General features: G+C 44.1%; 19 protein-coding genes and 1 riboswitch. All 19 genes read right to left on the bottom strand.

The annotated features are described in order from the left end of the window. Positions 1–69: 69 nt before the first annotated feature. Positions 70–825, bottom strand: a complete 756-nt coding sequence (cobA, locus tag MHB83_RS12480; RefSeq protein ID WP_012009906.1) for a uroporphyrinogen-III C-methyltransferase — start codon at positions 823–825, stop codon at positions 70–72. A 29-nt stretch (positions 826–854) separates the two neighbouring features. Further along, positions 855–1,448: an adenylyl-sulfate kinase gene (cysC, locus tag MHB83_RS12475; protein WP_310426838.1), complete on the bottom strand. Its 594-nt coding sequence runs from the start codon at positions 1,446–1,448 to the stop codon at positions 855–857. A gap of 14 nt (positions 1,449–1,462) precedes the next feature. Continuing rightward, positions 1,463–2,599, bottom strand: a complete 1,137-nt coding sequence (gene sat, locus MHB83_RS12470; RefSeq protein WP_050945075.1) for a sulfate adenylyltransferase — start codon at positions 2,597–2,599, stop codon at positions 1,463–1,465. A 57-nt stretch (positions 2,600–2,656) separates the two neighbouring features. Further along, entirely contained in the window at positions 2,657–3,721 is a 1,065-nt protein-coding gene (locus MHB83_RS12465; protein ID WP_050945076.1) for an inorganic phosphate transporter, read from the bottom strand. A gap of 13 nt (positions 3,722–3,734) precedes the next feature. Then, the gene (locus MHB83_RS12460) at positions 3,735–4,436 is read right to left on the bottom strand and encodes a phosphoadenylyl-sulfate reductase (protein WP_003211029.1); all 702 of its coding nucleotides are present in this window, start codon (positions 4,434–4,436) and stop codon (positions 3,735–3,737) included. Then, a complete protein-coding gene (locus MHB83_RS12455) occupies positions 4,423–4,614 on the bottom strand; it encodes a DUF2292 domain-containing protein (protein WP_003211143.1) in 192 nt (63 codons plus the stop codon). Before MHB83_RS12455 ends, MHB83_RS12460 begins: the two co-directional genes overlap by 14 nt. 68 nt (positions 4,615–4,682) lie before the next feature. Beyond that, a riboswitch (SAM riboswitch) is annotated at positions 4,683–4,785 on the bottom strand. A 139-nt stretch (positions 4,786–4,924) separates the two neighbouring features. Then, positions 4,925–5,563 (bottom strand): orotate phosphoribosyltransferase, encoded by a 639-nt coding sequence (pyrE, locus tag MHB83_RS12450; protein WP_044141967.1) that lies wholly within the window; start codon positions 5,561–5,563, stop codon positions 4,925–4,927. Positions 5,564–5,570: 7 nt separating this feature from the next. Beyond that, on the bottom strand, positions 5,571–6,275 hold the full coding sequence (gene pyrF, locus MHB83_RS12445) for an orotidine-5'-phosphate decarboxylase (protein WP_106028971.1): 705 nt from the start codon (positions 6,273–6,275) through the stop codon (positions 5,571–5,573). Then, positions 6,247–7,179 (bottom strand): dihydroorotate dehydrogenase, encoded by a 933-nt coding sequence (locus MHB83_RS12440; RefSeq protein ID WP_226805159.1) that lies wholly within the window; start codon positions 7,177–7,179, stop codon positions 6,247–6,249. The genes pyrF and MHB83_RS12440 overlap by 29 nt, the downstream gene beginning before the upstream one ends. Beyond that, on the bottom strand, positions 7,173–7,949 hold the full coding sequence (locus MHB83_RS12435; RefSeq protein WP_003211895.1) for a dihydroorotate dehydrogenase electron transfer subunit: 777 nt from the start codon (positions 7,947–7,949) through the stop codon (positions 7,173–7,175). The genes MHB83_RS12440 and MHB83_RS12435 overlap by 7 nt, the downstream gene beginning before the upstream one ends. After that, positions 7,946–11,161, bottom strand: a complete 3,216-nt coding sequence (gene carB, locus MHB83_RS12430; protein ID WP_050945080.1) for a carbamoyl-phosphate synthase (glutamine-hydrolyzing) large subunit — start codon at positions 11,159–11,161, stop codon at positions 7,946–7,948. The genes MHB83_RS12435 and carB overlap by 4 nt, the downstream gene beginning before the upstream one ends. Further along, positions 11,146–12,240 (bottom strand): carbamoyl phosphate synthase small subunit, encoded by a 1,095-nt coding sequence (locus MHB83_RS12425; RefSeq protein ID WP_342496370.1) that lies wholly within the window; start codon positions 12,238–12,240, stop codon positions 11,146–11,148. The genes carB and MHB83_RS12425 overlap by 16 nt, the downstream gene beginning before the upstream one ends. After that, on the bottom strand, positions 12,237–13,523 hold the full coding sequence (locus MHB83_RS12420) for a dihydroorotase (RefSeq protein ID WP_106035795.1): 1,287 nt from the start codon (positions 13,521–13,523) through the stop codon (positions 12,237–12,239). The genes MHB83_RS12425 and MHB83_RS12420 overlap by 4 nt, the downstream gene beginning before the upstream one ends. Beyond that, on the bottom strand, positions 13,507–14,430 hold the full coding sequence (locus tag MHB83_RS12415; RefSeq protein WP_137054656.1) for an aspartate carbamoyltransferase catalytic subunit: 924 nt from the start codon (positions 14,428–14,430) through the stop codon (positions 13,507–13,509). The genes MHB83_RS12420 and MHB83_RS12415 overlap by 17 nt, the downstream gene beginning before the upstream one ends. A gap of 130 nt (positions 14,431–14,560) precedes the next feature. Beyond that, a complete protein-coding gene (locus tag MHB83_RS12410) occupies positions 14,561–15,889 on the bottom strand; it encodes a solute carrier family 23 protein (RefSeq protein ID WP_050945084.1) in 1,329 nt (442 codons plus the stop codon). Between the two features lie 153 nt (positions 15,890–16,042). After that, the gene (gene pyrR / locus MHB83_RS12405; protein ID WP_003211705.1) at positions 16,043–16,585 is read right to left on the bottom strand and encodes a bifunctional pyr operon transcriptional regulator/uracil phosphoribosyltransferase PyrR; all 543 of its coding nucleotides are present in this window, start codon (positions 16,583–16,585) and stop codon (positions 16,043–16,045) included. A 170-nt stretch (positions 16,586–16,755) separates the two neighbouring features. Beyond that, entirely contained in the window at positions 16,756–17,670 is a 915-nt protein-coding gene (locus MHB83_RS12400) for an RluA family pseudouridine synthase (protein WP_342496369.1), read from the bottom strand. Then, a complete protein-coding gene (gene lspA / locus MHB83_RS12395) occupies positions 17,667–18,134 on the bottom strand; it encodes a signal peptidase II (protein WP_012009890.1) in 468 nt (155 codons plus the stop codon). The genes MHB83_RS12400 and lspA overlap by 4 nt, the downstream gene beginning before the upstream one ends. 94 nt (positions 18,135–18,228) lie before the next feature. Continuing rightward, positions 18,229–18,603 (bottom strand): TraR/DksA family transcriptional regulator, encoded by a 375-nt coding sequence (locus MHB83_RS12390; protein ID WP_050945086.1) that lies wholly within the window; start codon positions 18,601–18,603, stop codon positions 18,229–18,231. Positions 18,604–18,740 lie beyond the last annotated feature (137 nt).

The following is an 18,740-nucleotide window of genomic DNA, read 5'->3' as shown; positions in this document are numbered from 1 at the left end:
TCCTCCCTCTCACTTGTATTATTCAGACGAAAAGACACGATCAATGTACGTGTCTTGTCTTTATCAATCTCATTTCTCAATAAGGGCAGGTTCAAACCAGTTCAGCTTTTGGTGAAAATGAACGACATCTCCAACAACTATTAAGCTTGGATGCTCGATGCCTTCTTTTTCAACGGTTTCAGACAGTGTCGCCACAGTGCAGCAAGTCGTCTTTTGCCTTGTCGTGGTTCCCCAGTGTATAAACGCTGCTGGCGTTTCTGGATCACGTCCATTTTTTATAAGAAGCTGCTGCACTCTTTCTACGTTTTTGACGCCCATGTAAATCACAAGGGTATCAATCCCTGTAGCCAGTGCCTCCCACTTTTCTTCAAAATGCTCATCCTTTTGATAGTGACCCGTGACAAACGCAACATTCGAGCTGAATTCACGGTGCGTCACAGGAATGCCTGCATAAGCAGCTGCTGCAATACCAGAGGTAATCCCCGGGACAACTTCATATGGAATTCCGTGCTCAGCTAAGCATTCGATTTCTTCACCGCCGCGGCCAAATACAAAGGGGTCGCCGCCTTTCAGACGGACGACAACATTCCCTTCCTTTGCATGGGTGACAAGGGCTTCATTGATGGCTTCCTGTCTCATCGTATGATGATTCGGGAGCTTGCCGCAATAGATTAATTCCGCCTCGGGTTTGGCGTGGGCGAGTATTTCTTGATTGACAAGACGATCATATAAAATGACATCTGCCTGCTGTATTGCCTTATGGGCTTTTAATGTAATTAAGTCTGGATCCCCAGGTCCAGCCCCCACAATGTATACTTTCCCCATCGTGCTTTTCTCCCCCTACCATCAGGCGATTATTTTGTTTTTCCCTTTACATAATCAACAAGACGCTGTTTGGACTCTTCACGCGATAATTCACCTGTATCTAGAACAAGCTCAGGTGCAGCTGGCTCTTCATACGGCGAATCAATTCCGGTGAAAAATGGAATTTCGCCATTTCTAGCTTTTTTATATAAACCTTTTGGGTCACGCTCTTCGCATACGTTCAGATCACATTTCACAAACACTTCGTGAAATTCTCCCGCTTCAACTAACTGTCTAACAATGCGGCGGTCTTCTTGAAATGGTGAAATAAAAGCCGTGATGACAATTGTTCCTTGCTCAACAAATAATTTCGCCACTTCTCCGATACGTCGAATGTTCTCTTTTCTGTCATCATCTGAAAACCCTAAATCTTTATTCAGACCATGCCGCACATTATCGCCATCAAGAACAGTGACTTGATAACCTTGTTCAAACAGCTCTCTAGCCGCTGCATTTGCAATTGTAGATTTACCTGATCCACTTAGACCTGTGAGCCAAATAATGCCGCTTTTATGATTGTTTTTTTGTTGATATTCTTTTTTTGTAATAGATGAATCATGCCACACGATATGTTCGTTGCTCATGTCATACCCTCCCATTAAGATACCGTCGTTTTTAATCCTTCGATTAATGTTTCAATGACTTCTTTTCGGCTGAACGTGCTTGGCGGTAATTCTCCGTTTCTCAGCATCGTTCGAACCTTTGTACCTGAAAGAATGACATGCTCGCTTTTATCGTGAGGACATGTTTTTGGTGTTGCCATTGCTTCACATGTATTACAGTAGAAGCTATGTTCAAATTTTAACGGGGTAATGCCAATTTCTTCGCTTGTAAATTGTTCAAATAACTCCTGCGCCTCGTATGTGCCGTAATAATCACCAACACCTGCATGATCTCTTCCCACAATAAAGTGAGTACAGCCGTAATTTTTACGAACAAGCGCGTGAAAGATTGCTTCCTTTGGTCCAGCATAACGCATTGCCGCAGGAAAAACACCTAAAAAGACGCGATCCTTTGGGTAATAACCGTTCAATAACACTTGATAGCTTTTCATTCTCACGTCTGCCGGAATATCGTCTGATTTTGTTTCACCGACAAGTGGATTTAAAAACAAACCATCGACGGTTTCAAGTGCTGTCTTTTGAATATATTCATGGGCACGGTGAACAGGATTTCTCGTTTGGAAACCAACAATCGTTTTCCAGCCGTTCTCTTTAAAATGACGTCTTGTTTCTTCCGGCTCATACGTAAATTGAGGGAATGGTTTTTCGCTTCGTTTCGTCAGTGTAATTTTACCACCAATGTACGTATCACCGCGTTCAAATAATTTTTTCACGCCTGGATGATTGCGGTCATCAGTTTTATACACATTCACCGCTTCTTTTTCCTTATCTGGTGTGTATTGATCCTCTACTTCAATCACGCCATATACAGTTCCATTATACGATAGACGCACAATCTCGCCTCGATGGATTTCCGCTGCCTTTTCCTTTGTCACTGGCAGTGTAATAGGAAGAGACCAAACGACACCACTTGCTAGCCGCATACTGCTCACAACCGCTTCATAATCAGCTTTTGTTAAAAACCCTTCAATTGGACTATACCCGCCAATTGCTATGAGTTCAAGGTCTGCAAAAGAGATAGCATCTAGTTCAATTTCCTTTGCAGCCGTGCTGAGGTCATACTCTTCATTTACTCGATTAATTAATACGCCACCATGTGGTGTTAAACTCATTTGTTCATCTTCCTCTCAATGTTCATATTTATTAGATGTAAATAGTCGGATTTGTCGTTAAATCCCGCCGCCCTGTTCATGAATCGAGCTGCTTTCATTTTTGACTGCCTTCATCAGACTTAGCGCACCAAGTGAGGCAAGCAGTACACTCACCATGATAAAGATAGAGTAATAGTCCCCTTTTAAGAAAAGACTCACTAGCAAATACGATAGACTAAGTGATAAAAAGGGTGATACTACCCACACTTTCAGCATTTTTTTCACCACATGTTTATGAAAAATATTAGGTCCGCCTTTTGCCATGCCAAGTCCAATGATAGACGAGGAGGTGATTTGGGTAAGTGGAACTGGCAGCCCAAAAATAGAGCTGACGATGACAAGTCCAGCACCGGTACCGGAAAGCAATATCCCTTCGCCCGTTTGATAGCGGGTAATTTTCTTTCCGTTTGTTTCCAGTACTCTTCTACCAAGCAAGAGGGCTCCAATGGCGACGAAGATTCCGCCGTAAAGTGTTCCTTGCCCAACTGACAAAACGCCCGCGGCAACAAGTGGACCGACTGCATTTGCCACATTGTTCATACCTGCTGAAAATGCTTCTAAAAACCCACTAAGGATTAAAACAATGGATAAAATGACTGTTCCTTTTTTAGACAGCTTACGTTTAGGGAACATTCTGATGATTTTGACTACAACAAAGGTAAAAAGAAAGGCGACAAGCGGAATGATAACCCAAAATGCCACAATGACTAAAATGGATTTCACATACAATACTTTATATGCGACCGCGACACCAACTACAGCTCCTACTGTCACCTCACTCGTTGATAAAGGGATGGCCATCAGATTCGCTATAAAGAGTGATAATGCAGCAGAACCAATAATAATACAAACAATTTCAAGTGTAATGACGGATTCAGGCATAATTCCAGAGCTAATCGTTTTGACAACCTCACCACCGCCAATAACTGAACCTGCTAAAATCCCAACTGCACATACACTGAGTGCATAGATCGGCTTTCGAATCGCACCTGATCCGTACGCGATACCCATCGAAGCTGCTGCACCACTCGCGCCAATGTTTAGAGCGAAAAATAAACTAAATAAAATTGCGGCAATTTCCATACACTATGCTCCCTTACTCATGTAATCCGCACTCAGTCTTAGCTGTGCCTGACCATCTGCCAGACCGCAGATCCTCGGCAGTAAATGCTGGCTGTGTACACGGGGCACACCCGATACTTGGATATCCCTGATCATGTAGCGGATTATAAGTAAGTTCCTCTCTAGATGCATATCTCCATATGTCCTTCCACGTCCAGTGGATAAGCGGACATACTTTCACTGATTTGAATTTTTCATCCTTATTTAAAAAGTTCGTCCCTGCTCGCTTAGGAGACTGCTCTCTCCTTAAGCCAGAAAGCCATGCCGGATAGCCAGATAGCGCTTCTTGCAAAGGAATGACCTTACGCATATGACAGCAGCTTTGAGGATCTGTTTTCCATAGTTGATCACCATGCTGCTCGTTTTGCTCCTCAACCGTCAGCTCAGGGGTTTTCAGCACAATATCTAAACCCGGGTATCTTTCCTTTACCGCATCAATTGTGTCGTACGTTTCCTTAAAATGCAGACCTGTATCTAAAAAGACAATTCTTGCATCCTTTTTTACTTTCGCAATCAAATCAATGAGGACGATGCCTTCAATACCAAAACTGCATGCATAAACGAGCTGATCACCATAATGACCGTATGCCCATTTCAGCACAGATAAGGCCCCTTTATACAAATCATCTTCTTGAAATGTAATGGACGGCTCTTGCCAATTTTCATAAGTTAACATTGTTTCTCCCCTTCCGGAGTATCACTACTCTCCGCACTACGTCAACTGAATTTTTTCTGTCTTCTTCCACTTGGATCACTTGACCGTCCTGAACAATCAGTGTAACTAAACTGAATTCATATCCCCAATCAGTTTCTGCATAGGCTTCAATTAAGTCTTCATCCTGCTTTTGCTTCACTTCCCCCTCACCGTTAAAATAAAAAAACTTCCTTTCAGTCCGAAAGAAAGATGAGGAAGCTCACGATTTCCTTATCTTTCAAAATAGAATCATTTTGCAGGAAGTAGCACCTTGCAAATCGCAGGTTGCCGGGCTTCATCGGGCCAGTCCCTCCACCTCTCTGGATAAGTGTTTTAATTTGTCTTAAATATTAACACAATTCAAACAAAAGTCAACCCGACTTTATTGATAGGATTAGTTTTTATTTAAATTTGAGTCTATTTTACTATTTTTAACCAAATAAAAAAGCTGTGCGGGGAGGCGCAGCTTTTTAGACGGTTTCTTCCATCCAAGATTCAGAGGAAGGATCTTGTCTCCAGCGTTTCAATTTATTCATAGCAGAAGGCTCAATCGCTTTCAGCTCAAGTGCCACGTCTGTCAGGGTGTCATAGTCTGTTAGGGTGACATATGGAATGTTTTTCTCTTGGAATGCTGCCGCAGCTTTTGGCAGACCGTATGTGAAGATCGCGGCAACGCCTAGTACGTCACAGCCCGCTTCTTGAAGAGCAGCGACCACTTCAAGCACACTGCCTCCTGTTGAAATCAGATCTTCTACAACGACCACCTTTTGGCCCTTTGATACGGCACCTTCAATTTGATTTCCTTTTCCATGTGCTTTTGGCTTACTTCTGACATAACACATCGGGACGTTTAGACGATCTGCTGCTAATGCCGCATGCGGGATGCCTGCTGTTGCAGTACCAGCAATCACCTCCGCTCCCTCAAAATGAGTGAGAATCAACTCTTTAAGACCTTCAGCAATGTCGTGTCTAACTTCTGGATAGGACAAGGTGAGACGGTTGTCACAATAGATCGGTGATTTGATACCGCTTGCCCATGTAAACGGTTCGTCTGGTTTCAATGAGACCGCTTTGATTTGTAATAGGTGTTTAGCAATTTTTGTTTTCATCTGGCAGTCACTCCCACTCTTTCAAAATTTGATGATAGGCTTCCAATGGTTTTTCAGCTTTTGTGATTGACCTTCCGACAACAATTTGTGAAACACCTTGCTCTTTTGCATAAGCAGGGGTTGCCACACGCTTTTGATCATCGGTTTGATCATTTAGTAAACGAATCCCTGGCGTAACAGTGAGGAAGTCAGGTGAGATGTGCTCATGAAGGGCTTTGGATTCATGAACAGAGCAAACAACACCGTCTAGTCCACTTTCATGTGCCAATTGACCGTACCGGATGACAGTCTCTTGCAGCGGACGGTCTATGAGTAATTCGCTTCTCATCATGTCTTCAGATGTACTCGTCAGCTGAGTCACTGCAATAATGCCCGGACGTTTTTGCCCAGCAGGCGTTCCGCTTTCAAGCCCTTCTAACGCAGCTTGCATCATCTGTTTCCCGCCAGCAGCATGTACATTGACTAGATCAACGCCAAGTGCGGCAAGCCGGTTCATTGCTTTTTGCACCGTTGTTGGAATGTCATGTAATTTGAGGTCGAGGAAAATGTGGCAATTTTTTTCTTTAAGTGCGTCAAGGATGGCAGGTCCTTCTTGGTAAAACAGCTCCATGCCGACCTTCACAAATAATGGTGTCCCTTCAAAGGGTTCTAAAAAGGCAAGCGCCTCCTGCCCTGATGGAAAATCAAGCGCGATGATGGGCAAGTGCTTCATGTTTCCAGCTCCTTCCGATACATTCCTCTACAGATGAATACCCATAGGCTGCTAATACATTTGGCAGTTCTTCTATGATTTCTGGGCAAATAAATGGGTTTACAAAATTGGCTGTGCCAACAGCTACTGCACTCGCACCTGCTAGTAAAAATTCAAGTACATCTTCAGCATTTTGCACTCCGCCCATTCCGATAATCGGGATAGAAACCGCTTGACTGACCTCATGTACCATGCGCACAGCGACAGGTTTGACCGCAGGGCCTGATAATCCGCCTGTTTTATTGGCAAGAATCGGTTTCCCTGTTTTTAAATCTAAACGCATACCGATTAACGTGTTAATCATCGTGAGTCCATCCGCTCCAGCACATTCAATCGCTTGAGCAATCTCCACAATATTAGCTACGTTAGGAGACAGTTTGACATAGACAGGAACGGAGGACACGTCCTTCACCGCTTTTGTCAATGCTGCTGCCATTTGAGGATCTGTACCAAAGGCAATTCCGCCTGTTTTGACATTCGGACACGAGATATTCAGTTCAAGGGCATGGACATTTTTTGCTTGGCTGATCTGCTTCGCTACTTCAACATAATCATCGACCTGTGAGCCAGCGACGTTTGCAATAATAGGCGTATCAAACTGCTCAAGCCAAGGCAATTCATTTTCCAGCACGCCTTTTAGGCCAGGATTTTGAAGACCGATGGCATTGAGCATCCCGGCACCTGTCTCCGCTACCCTTGGTGTCGGGTTGCCAAATCTCGGCTCTAAGGTTGTGGCTTTGATCATGATACCGCCAAGCACGGATAAGTCGTATAATGAAGCAAATTCTCTCCCGAATCCAAAGCAGCCTGATGCAGGGATAATCGGATTCTTTAAAGATAAGCCGGGTAACTCAACGTTTAGCATGACAACGCCACCTCCTCTGCTTTAAATACAGGTCCGTCCAGACAGACTTTGACGTAAGCTTTTTCGTGCTGATCGGTATGACAGACACATGCAAAGCAAGCACCAATTCCGCAGCCCATTCGTTCTTCCATTGAAATGTAGACAGGCTTATCGGGGTAAGAGTCTTTTAGTGCTTTTAACATAGGGGTCGGCCCGCAGGAAAGCATGACATCAAAGCTCAAATCATTCTCTTCAATGACACTTGTCACGAAGCCCTTTGCGCCATATGTCCCATCAACTGTTGCGATAAATGTATCTCCGAGTGCTTGGAATTTCTCCTCGTAAAATACATCCTTTTTCGATTGAAAGCCAAGGACATGCTTGACGATGACGCCTTTTTTCGTTAAACGTTTGGACAGCTCATATAAAGGCGGTACTCCAATTCCACCACCGACTAGTAACGCTGTCTGACCTGGCTGAACAACTGAAGGATCGTACCCGTTGCCAAGCGGCCCTAAGACATCGATGGATTCCCCATCCCGCCTTTGGGAAAGAAGCTTTGTGCCCTCTCCCTCTGCGCGATAGATGATGGTTGCTTCTTGCTTCTCGGCATGAATATTGGCAATACTGATCGGTCTTCTCAGCAGCGGTGTCATGGACTCGCTGACCTTGATATGAAGAAATTGTCCAGCCGTTTGAAAGGAGTCCACAAGGTCACCTTTTAATGTCATTTCGTAAATATGATCAGCGATCTCTCGATTTGAGACGACCGTCAAGTATGCTTTTTTCATATCGTTACTGTCACCTCAGCATTCGTTTTCACTTCTGGCATTTCGTCCGCTCTAAATGTCATGCTTTCTAGTACTCTTAAAATCGCTTCTGCTGTATCTAGCGACGTTAAGCAAGCTACGCCATTTTCAACAGCTTCACGTCTGATTCTAAAGCCGTCTCTTGCCGGCTGTTTTCCTTTTGTCAGAGTGTTGATGACAAATTGGGCTTCCCCGTTTCGAATGACATCGAGAAGGTTTTTGCCTTCTTCTCCTATTTTGCCGACAACACTTGATGGGATGGAGGCTTGTTTTAAGTAATTCGCTGTTCCTTCTGTCGCTAAAATATGGTAGCCGATTGAATGGAATCTTCTCGCAATCTCCAGTCCTTCTTCTTTATCCTTGTCAGCAACTGTCAGAAGAACTGTCCCATCTTTAGGAATTTGAATGCCTGATGCAATTAATCCTTTGTAAAGAGCTTTTTCGATTGTGACATCTTTCCCCATGACTTCACCTGTCGATTTCATTTCAGGTCCAAGTGTAATATCGACTCTTCTTAGTTTTGCAAAAGAGAAGACTGGAACTTTGACGTACACCCCTTCTTGCTCTGTGTGAAGTCCTTCTTCGTAGCCATAGTTTTTGAGTTTTTCTCCTAAAATGACTTTTGTCGCTAGGTTTGCCATCGGGATGCCCGTGATTTTACTTAAGAAAGGAACTGTCCGGCTTGAACGCGGGTTCACTTCAAGTACGAACACTTCACCTTTTGAGAGAACAAATTGAATGTTTAGCAGCCCAATAATGTTGAGTCCTTTTGCAAGCTTGATCGTGTATTCTGCGATCTTCGCTTTGATCTCTTCAGACAATGTTTGCGGCGGGTAAACCGCAATCGAGTCACCAGAGTGAACCCCGGCTCTTTCAATGTGTTCCATAATGCCAGGGATCACGACAGTTTCGCCATCAGACACGGCATCTACTTCGATTTCTTTTCCTGTTAAATATTTGTCAATTAAGACTGGGTGCTGCGGATTGACTTTCACTGCATTCTCCATGTAGTGAAGAAGCTCGGCTTCTTGATAAACAATTTCCATCGCACGACCGCCTAATACATAGGAAGGACGGACAAGGACTGGGTAGCCGATCTGATTGGCAATCGCTACAGCTTGAGGCACAGAAGTAGCTGTTTTTCCTTTAGGCTGCGGCACGCCGAGTGCTTCTAATGTTTGTTCAAACTTGTCCCTGTTTTCAGCTCGGTCTAGGTCTTCAAGAGAAGTGCCGAGAATCTTCACCCCTCTATTTGATAATTCATCTGCTAGGTTGATTGCTGTTTGACCGCCGAACTGGACAACGACTCCTTCAGGTTGCTCTAGATCGATGATGTGCATCACATCTTCTACAGTGAGTGGTTCAAAGTAGAGCTTGTCCGAAATACTAAAGTCTGTTGAGACCGTTTCAGGGTTGTTGTTAATAATGATTGCTTCATACCCTGCTTGTTTAATTGCCCACACAGAATGAACGGTCGCATAATCAAATTCTACTCCTTGACCGATTCTGATAGGACCTGAGCCTAATACGATGACGCTTTTCTTGTCTGTACGTTCTGATTCATTTTCATCTTCATATGTGCTGTAGAAATATGGCGTCTCGGATTCAAATTCAGCCGCACAAGTATCTACCATTTTGTAAACAGGTACGATGCTTGCTTCTTGTCTTAGCGTATAGACATCCGCTTCATTCATATTCCACTCGCGGCTAATATAGATGTCTGAGAAGCCTTTTTCTTTCGCTTCTTTTAATACGTCTGTATTGCCTTTGTTTTCTTTTAATGTCTTTTCAAAAGCGATGATGCCTTCCAGTTTATGAAGGAAGAAGTAATCAATTTTTGAGAACTCATGTATTTGTTCAACCGTATAGCCTCTTCTAAGTGCCTCGGCGATATAGAATAATCGTTCGTCTCCCGCCTTGATAATCCGCTTTTCAAGCACTTCGTTTGTGATATCTGCTTCATCTTTTAATTCAATGTGGTGCACATCCGCTTCAAGTGAACGAACAGCCTTTAGAAGAGACTCTTCTAATGTACGACCGATCGCCATCACTTCACCCGTTGCTTTCATTTGCGTACCAAGACGTCTGTTGGCCGATTCGAATTTATCAAACGGCCAGCGCGGAATTTTAGACACAATATAGTCAAGTGCCGGTTCGAAGGCGGCATAGGTTTTACCTGTGACTGGGTTCATCATTTCATCAAGCGTTAAGCCGACAGCAATTTTCGCTGCAAGTTTGGCAATTGGATAACCAGTTGCTTTCGACGCAAGTGCAGAAGAGCGACTCACGCGCGGATTTACTTCGATGATATAGTATTGAAAGCTGTCTGGGTCAATTGCCAGCTGTACGTTACATCCGCCTTCAATCCCAAGTGCCCGGATCAGCTTGAGCGACACATTGCGAAGCAGCTGATATTCACGGTCACTTAACGTTTGGCTTGGCGCCACAACGATACTGTCTCCTGTGTGGATACCGACTGGATCAAAGTTTTCCATGTTACAAACAACGATCGCATGATCACCGCTATCACGCATGACTTCATATTCAATTTCTTTAAAGCCTGCAATACTTTTTTCAAGTAAGCATTGTGTGACTGGGCTTAGCTTCAAACCGTTTTCGACGATTTCCTTCAGCTCTTGCTCGTTTGTACAAATTCCGCCGCCTGTTCCGCCTAATGTATAAGCTGGTCTCACAATGACAGGGAAACCAATTTGATTCGTAAACGCCATCGCTTCTTCTAGGTTATGGATGATTTCACTTTCTGGTACAGGCTCATTTAGTTCATTCATCAAATTACGGAATAGATCTCTGTCCTCTGCTTTTTGAATAGCTGAAAGTTTTGTTCCTAATACTTCAACACCACATTCAGCTAATACGCCAAGGTCTGATAATTCAACAGCAAGGTTAAGTCCAGTTTGTCCGCCAAGTGTTGGCAAGATCGCATCAGGACGTTCTTTTCGAATGATTCGTGTTAAGAATTCTGGTGTCAGTGGTTCGATGTATACCTTATCGGCCATTTCTGTATCTGTCATGATGGTCGCTGGATTGGAATTCACAAGAACGACTTCATAGCCTTCTTCTTTCAGTGCTAAGCAAGCCTGTGTGCCTGCATAGTCAAACTCCGCTGCCTGACCAATGATGATTGGACCTGAACCGATAACTAAAATCTTTTTGATGTCTACGCGTTTTGGCATACTTCTTCCCCTTCTTTCTCAGTTGTATGAATCATGTCCATGAACTGGTCGAATAAGTAGTTCGCATCTTCTGGACCTGGTGATGCTTCTGGGTGGTACTGGACAGTGAATGCTGGTGCTTCTTTATGTTTTAAGCCTTCAATTGTATTGTCGTTTAGTGCGATGTGTGTGACTTCGAGCACGTCCTCGTTAATGGCACTAACTGTGTAGCCGTGGTTTTGAGCTGTCAGGGTGACCTTGCCGGTTGCTAGTTCTTTCACTGGGTGATTCGATCCTCTGTGACCGAATTTCATTTTTTCAGTACTTGCGCCGCATGCAAGCGCGAATAATTGATGTCCAAGGCAAATGCCAAAGAGTGGAACTTTTCCAATCAATTGCTGAATCATCTCGACTGCTTCCGGTACATCAACAGGATCCCCAGGGCCGTTTGAAAGCATGATTCCATCAGGCTTTAACTGTAGCACTTCATCTGCCTTGATATTGTACGGCACCACGATGACATCACAGTCCCGTTTATTGAGCTCGCGCAAAATGCCGTGCTTCATGCCGAAATCGACAAGGACAATTCTTTTTCCTCTTCCTGGGCTTGGATACGCATTTTTCACAGATACTTGACTCACTTGATCAGTCGGCAGCTGCATTGTTTGTAGACGGCGCACCACGTCTTCCACTTGTTCATCCGGTCCTGCAAATGCCCCTCTTAAAGTCCCTGCACTTCGAATCATTCTCGTCAGCTTTCGTGTATCGATTCCGCTAAGGCCTGGAATGTTTTTCATTTTTAAGTATTCATCTAGTGAGTATGAAGAGCGCCAGTTTGAGGGCTTTTCACAAAGTTCCTTCACAATCAGCCCTTTTACAAACGGTGTGATCGATTCAAAATCATCACGGTTAATGCCATAGTTGCCGATGAGCGGGTAAGTGAGTGTGACAATTTGTCCGCAGTATGATGGATCAGATAAAATTTCTTGATAGCCTGTCATCCCTGTATTAAAGACGACTTCTCCGACTGATGATTCTAAGTTGCCAAAGCCTGTTCCTTCGAATACTGTTCCGTTTTCTAGCACTAAGCGTCTCTTCATTTTACTAGTCTCCCCTCTTCATACACGACTTTCCCAGATGCAAGTGTCATGACCGGCCATCCTGATACAGTCAATTTGTCAAACGGTGTATTTTGTCCTTTTGATAAGAAGCTCTTTTTATCGATTGCCATTTCTTTGTTTAGATCAATGAGTGTAATATCAGCTGTTTGTCCTTCTTCCAGCTTTCCATAAGGAAGGGAGAAGGCTTCTGCTGGCTTGATCGTCATATAATCAACGAGTTCTTTTAATGTCCATTCGCCTGTTTTGACAAATCGCGTGTAAAGAAGCGGGAACGCTGTTTCAAGCCCAACTATTCCAAAAGGTGCGCGCTGCATCGTTTCGTTCTTTTCTTCTTCTGTATGCGGTGCATGGTCTGTTGCGATGAAATCAATCGTTCCATCTAACAGTCCCTCGATTAGTGCCTCGCGATCCTCTTTTCCTCTAAGAGGCGGGTTCATTTTATAGTTCGTATCAAGCCCTGGGATGTCTGCATCACATAGGAGCAGGTGATGCGGTGACACCTCTGCCGTCACACGGATGCCTGCTTTTTTTGCATCGCGAACGACTCGCACAGATTCTTTCGTACTGATATGACATACATGATAATGACAGTTCGCTGCTTCTGCTAAAAGAACATCTCTTGCAATATGCACCGATTCACAAATGGACGGTATTCCGTTTAATTCATTCGCTTTTGAAAATTCTCCTTCATGAACGCATCCTCCGTAAATGAGCGAGTTATCCTCACAGTGCGCGACAATGGCTTGATCAAGACTTGCTGCCTTTTTCATCGCTTCGTACATCATACCTGCTGTTTGGATGCCAACCCCGTCATCTGTGAAAGCGAAGGCGCCTGCTTCTTTTAGTGCTGCAAAGTCTGTCATCTCTTCCCCAATTTGTCTAGTTGTGATGGAGGCGTATGGCAGTACTCTGACAGAAGAGGTCTCTTCGATTCGATTCATGAGCCATTCCATTTGCTCTTTTGTATCTGGAACTGGGCGTGTATTCGGCATCGCTGCAATCGTCGTATAGCCGCCTCTTGCTGCTGCTTTAGAGCCTGTTTCAATCGTTTCCTTTTTCTCTCCGCCTGGCTCTCTTAAATGTACATGCAGATCAATTAAGCCTGGTGAAACAAATAGCCCTTTAGCATCAATGACCTCTTCTCCGTCTTCTCTTTCTAAATGACCAATCGCTTGAATCACTTTTCCTTCTACCCTAATATCCTGCTGCACTTTTTCACCTGTGCTTGTTAAGATAAAACCGTTTTTAATGAGATACGACATAGACAGAATCTCTCCCTTTTTGATGTAGTCTGCTATTTTGAAAAGCTCTTTTTAATACCGCCATTCGGACATAAACGCCATTTTCCATTTGCTTGAAAATTCGTGACTGCTTTGATTCCACTAAAGAATCATCTATCTCCACACCCCTGTTTACTGGTGCTGGATGCATGATAATGGCTCGTTCTTTCATGTTGTTTGCCCTGTTTACTGTTAATCCATAAGTCGATAAGTAATCTTCATTACCCATTTTTTTAGCGTGCCGTTCATGCTGGATTCTAAGCAGCATCACCACATCAGATTGTCTAATGGCTTCGTCTACTTGGACATACGTTCCGTGAGGATTTTGCTCATCTTGGAAGGAAGCAGGTCCTGAGAAAAGGACTGTCGCTCCGAGCCTTGAGAGTACTTCCGCATTCGACCTTGCCACCCTGCTGTGCTTGATGTCTCCATGAATCGAAATCGTTAAGCCCTCAAAGCCGCCAAACTCTTCATAGATGGTCATTAGGTCAAGCAGTGATTGGGTCGGGTGCTGCCCGCAGCCATCTCCAGCATTGATGATGGGAATCCCAACCTTCCCGATCAGTTCGTTGTAATATTCATCGGTGCTGTCTCTGATCACACAAGCTTTCACGCCGATGGATTCGAGCGTTTTTACCGTATCGTAAAGAGTTTCGCCTTTTTGAACAGAGGTGCTTGCCGCATCTAAGCTTAGTACATTCATCCCCAGCTTCTTTTCGGCGACTTCGAAGCTAAATCGTGTTCTTGTGCTTGGTTCAAAAAAGAGATTTGCTACAAATTCTCCCGCTAAACCAAGCTCTTGCTTCCCCTTTTTGAGAGTCGTTGCTTCTTCAATCAGCTGTAAAATCTCTTCTTTAGACAAGCTGCTCATTGTCGATAAATCATTCATTTTTTCTTCCCCCTCTAGTTTTTCATCACTTTCAGGTTCAAAAAAACCCTAAGCCTCGGCAGCTTAGGGTTCTCCAAAAGAAGCAGCGGCACGTTCGTGCATTCTGCTCATTTTAGAACCCTTGTCAGCCTCACTGGACTTCTTTTAAAAGGTTTTCTGTATTCGATTCATTTGACTCGTCATCCTCCGCTTTTTGCTGCGGCAGGATCAGGTTCAACAGGACACCCGTGATGGCAGCAAGTGCCATTCCAGATAGTGTGAGGTTGATTTGTTTCACCTCAATGAATGCCCCGCCAATTCCGATGACTAAGATGACTGATGCGATAATGAGATTACGCTTTTCTTCAAAATTCACTTTATGATCAATCAGGATTCTCAGGCCGCTTGAGGCAATGATCCCAAAGAGCAAGAATGAAACGCCTCCCATGACCGCGGACGGCACTGTACTGATTAATGCTGAAATTTTTCCGACAAAGCCGAAGCAGATTGCAAATACTGCTGCTCCGCCGATGACGAAGATACTGAACACTCTTGTGATGGCAAGGACGCCGATGTTCTCTCCATACGTTGTTGTCGGCGGTCCGCCAATGAGTGAAGCGAAGATTGTCGCCGCACTGTCTCCTAAAATGGAGCGGTGAAGACCAGGTTTTTTAATGAAATCTTGCCCTACAACTTTACTTAACACCACTTGGTGGCCGATGTGCTCAGACATTGTCACAAAGGCAACCGGCACCATTACGGTGAGAATGCTTAAAGTCACAGCTGGTGTGTAGTCCACAAATGGTACAACGAAGTCTGGTACAGCAAACCATTTTGCATCAATGACCGGCTGGAAGTTCACAATGCCTTGTGATAAGGCAAAGAGATAGCCGCTGATAATGCCGATTAATACTGGGATCAAGCTAAGGAATCCTCTTAGGAAAATCATGCTGATAATCGTGACAGCCAGTGTGAAGCCGGCGACCATTAGGTGCTTCAGGCTGTAAACAAGCTCGGTTGCATTCGGATCAGCATACATCGCCATGTTGACAGCTGTTCCAGCGAGTCCGAGTCCGATGACCATAATGACCGGCCCTACGACGACCGGCGGTAGAAGTTTCATCAGCCAGCCTGTGCCGAGCCATTTAATAAATAGTGCAATGAGTGCATAAGCGACACCCGCCATGAAGGCACCCACCATGGCGGCTCCAGGGCCGCCTGTGGCTTTCACATTCAGTATGGGGGCGATAAAGGCAAAGGACGATCCAAGATACGCTGGAATTTGGCCTCTTGTGATGATTAAGTAAACTATGGTTCCAACACCACTTGAGATGAGCGCGACCGCTGGACTCATATCGATGATTTTTGGTACTAGAATGGTTGCACCAAACATGGCAAACAAATGCTGAAGGCTAAGTGACAGCCATGTGAACGGTTTTGGGATATCTCGAATGCCTAAATTGGCTTTTTGCTGACTCATGATTTTCCTCCTAGATGTGTCCTTTTTCATTAAAAAAGCCTCTTTGCGAGTATGCGCAAAGAGGCCTAGAAAAACCGTACACGTCATGTTTGCCGTGCTCGGTATCTCTGTTATTGCCCTCTTTGCAAACTCTCTGGAATGCATTTAAAAAGGTTATTTTTCATATATAGCGACAAGGTCGTTTTGATCTACTTCATTCAGTTGAACCATAACTGTCTCTGCTTTTGATGTCGGAATGTTCTTCCCGATATAATCCGCTCGAATCGGTAGCTCCCGGTGTCCCCGGTCGACGAGAACAGCAAGCTGAATGGAAGATGGTCTTCCTACATCCACAAGGGCATCCATGGCTGCTCTGACGGTTCTGCCTGTAAACAGGACATCGTCAACGACAATCAGTGTTTTGTCATTAATGTCAGCTGGAATGTCTGCACCCTTCACAAGCGGGTCTTGGTTCTCTGTCTTTTTTGTCAGGTCATCACGGTATAGCGTAATATCAAGTTCACCCACTATGACTGGATTTCCTTCAATTTGCTCGATGCGCTCTGCAAGGCGCTTTGCAAGATGAATACCTCTAGTCTTGATCCCCGCAAGGATGACATCTTTCATCCCTTTGTTGCGCTCAATCATTTCATGTGCAATTCGGGTAAGCGCTCGTCTGATCGCTTGTTCATCAAGAATGACTGCTTTTTGTTCCATCTTTTACACCTCTTTTTGACAAATAAAAAGCCCCTTCTGCAAAGGGCAGAGAGGGGCGTTCATTTGTGCATACACGTGCACAAATTGATCCGTTATCCTTCTCAGCCTCTCTGGACTGTTTTAAAGAATCTTCATTTCTTCGTTCATTATTTCAAAAAAAGAACGGCCTGTCAATCGTTATTTCTTAATGAATCGATAAAAGCTTGCATATCAGCAGGAACTGGTGCTGTGAACTCGATATATTCGCCTGTTCTTGGATGATCAAATCCTAAAACACCTGCATGAAGCAGCTGACCATTGAAATCGACTGTCTTTCTCGGTCCATATTTCGGATCTCCTGCAAGCGGATAGCCGATATATTTCATATGAACACGAATTTGGTGTGTTCTTCCTGTTTCAAGTCGGCACTCCACCACCGTGAAATCCTGAAAGCGTTCAATCACATCAAAGTGAGTGACGGCTTGTTTTGCACTTTCTTTTGTGACCGTCATGCTTTGGCGGTCTTTTTTGTCTCTGCCAATTGGGGCATCAATTGTGCCTGTATCATGCTGAATGATGCCATGGACAACGGCCGTATATTTTCTTGTGACAGTTTTAGCCACAAGCTGATTGACGAGTGATTCATGCGCCATATCGTTTTTTGCGACCATTAACAGCCCAGATGTGTCTTTATCAATACGATGGACAATTCCAGGACGCATCACACCATTAATCCCTGATAAGTCCGTGCAATGTGCCATCAGGCCATTTACAAGCGTTCCTGACACGTGACCTGGTGCTGGATGAACGACCATTCCTCGTGGTTTATTCACCACTAGCACATCTGCATCCTCATAATAAATATCAAGATCCATTGGTTCTGCTTCTACATCTAGTACTTCTGGTTCTGGAATCTCGACTTTAATCTGATCTCCAGGTTGTACTTTGTAATTGGCTTTCACTTGTTTCCCGTTTACCTCGATCAGCCCATCCTTTACCCACTGCTGGACCTGGGTTCTTGACCATTCTGGTTCTGTCGTGCTTAGAAATTTATCAAGCCGTTCACTCGTTTGTTCTTCTGAAACGGCAATATTTACTTGATTCATGTAGTTGACTCCTTCGTTTTCTTTCCATCTAACAGCATTTGAATGAAGAGCAGAATAACTCCTACACATAGAGAAGAATCTGCAATATTAAAGATTGGGTAGTGATAATTCCCAAAGACGAAATGAGCAAAATCAACCACTTCCTGACGGAAAACGCGGTCGATAAAATTCCCAATCGCTCCGCCAAGCATTAAGGCCAGTGCAACTCCAAGCAGCTTGTCCTTTTGCCCATGCTTTTGCAAATAATAAACAATTCCCGCAATAACAACGAGTGTGATCACATAGAAAAACCACATTTGTCCTTGGAGAATTCCCCATGCGGCTCCTGAATTTCGGTGAGACGTGATATAAAAGAAACCATCAATCACCGGATAAGAATCTCCGAGCATCATATTTTTGACAATGAGCCATTTTGTTAATTGATCTAAACAAATCATCACGAATGCGATTATGTAATAGAACACACACGTTCCTCCATCTTCATACTTTGATCTTTATGCATTTTATCAAGAAAACAGGAAGGAGTAAAGAAACTTTAGTTGACAGACAAAAACCTCCCTACATGTGGAAGGCTTCAAAATGAGAATCATCTGATTCATGAGGATAAGGAGTGAATGCTTTTTTCTCGTATTGCTTATGATATAAAAAGTCGTCAGCCGTGCGGGCGGTAGGAAGAATACTCATTTGTTCAAGCGGAATGACATCACCTGTTGCCTCACATATACCAAAGGTTCCTTGCTCAATTTTTGCAATAGCGAGAGACACATCTTGCAGCTCTTCTTTGATGTGATAAAGAAGCGTGGCCGTTTGGACCTCGTTCATTGAGACATGCTCAGCGGGTGAACGAAATGATGCGTATTCAAACAGTTTAGCTTGCAGCTCTTCTTTCATTTGAAGGAGTTCCGTGTAAATCGTCTCTAGATCGCCATTCATGTCGCTATTTCAACTCCTGCCCTGTCGTGATAATCATATTGTTGCCCCGGCTGTCCACTTTAAAGCCATAAGATTTTTCCTTTCGTTCTAAACGCTGTCATTTCCGCAAAAAAGAAAACACCCCGCATATGGCGGGG

Source organism: Bacillus sp. FSL K6-3149 (assembly GCF_038630515.1).
Taxonomy (GTDB): domain Bacteria; phylum Bacillota; class Bacilli; order Bacillales; family Bacillaceae; genus Bacillus; species Bacillus pumilus.
Note: the sequence above shows the minus strand (reverse complement) of the source record. Positions and strands in the feature narration are given on the sequence as shown.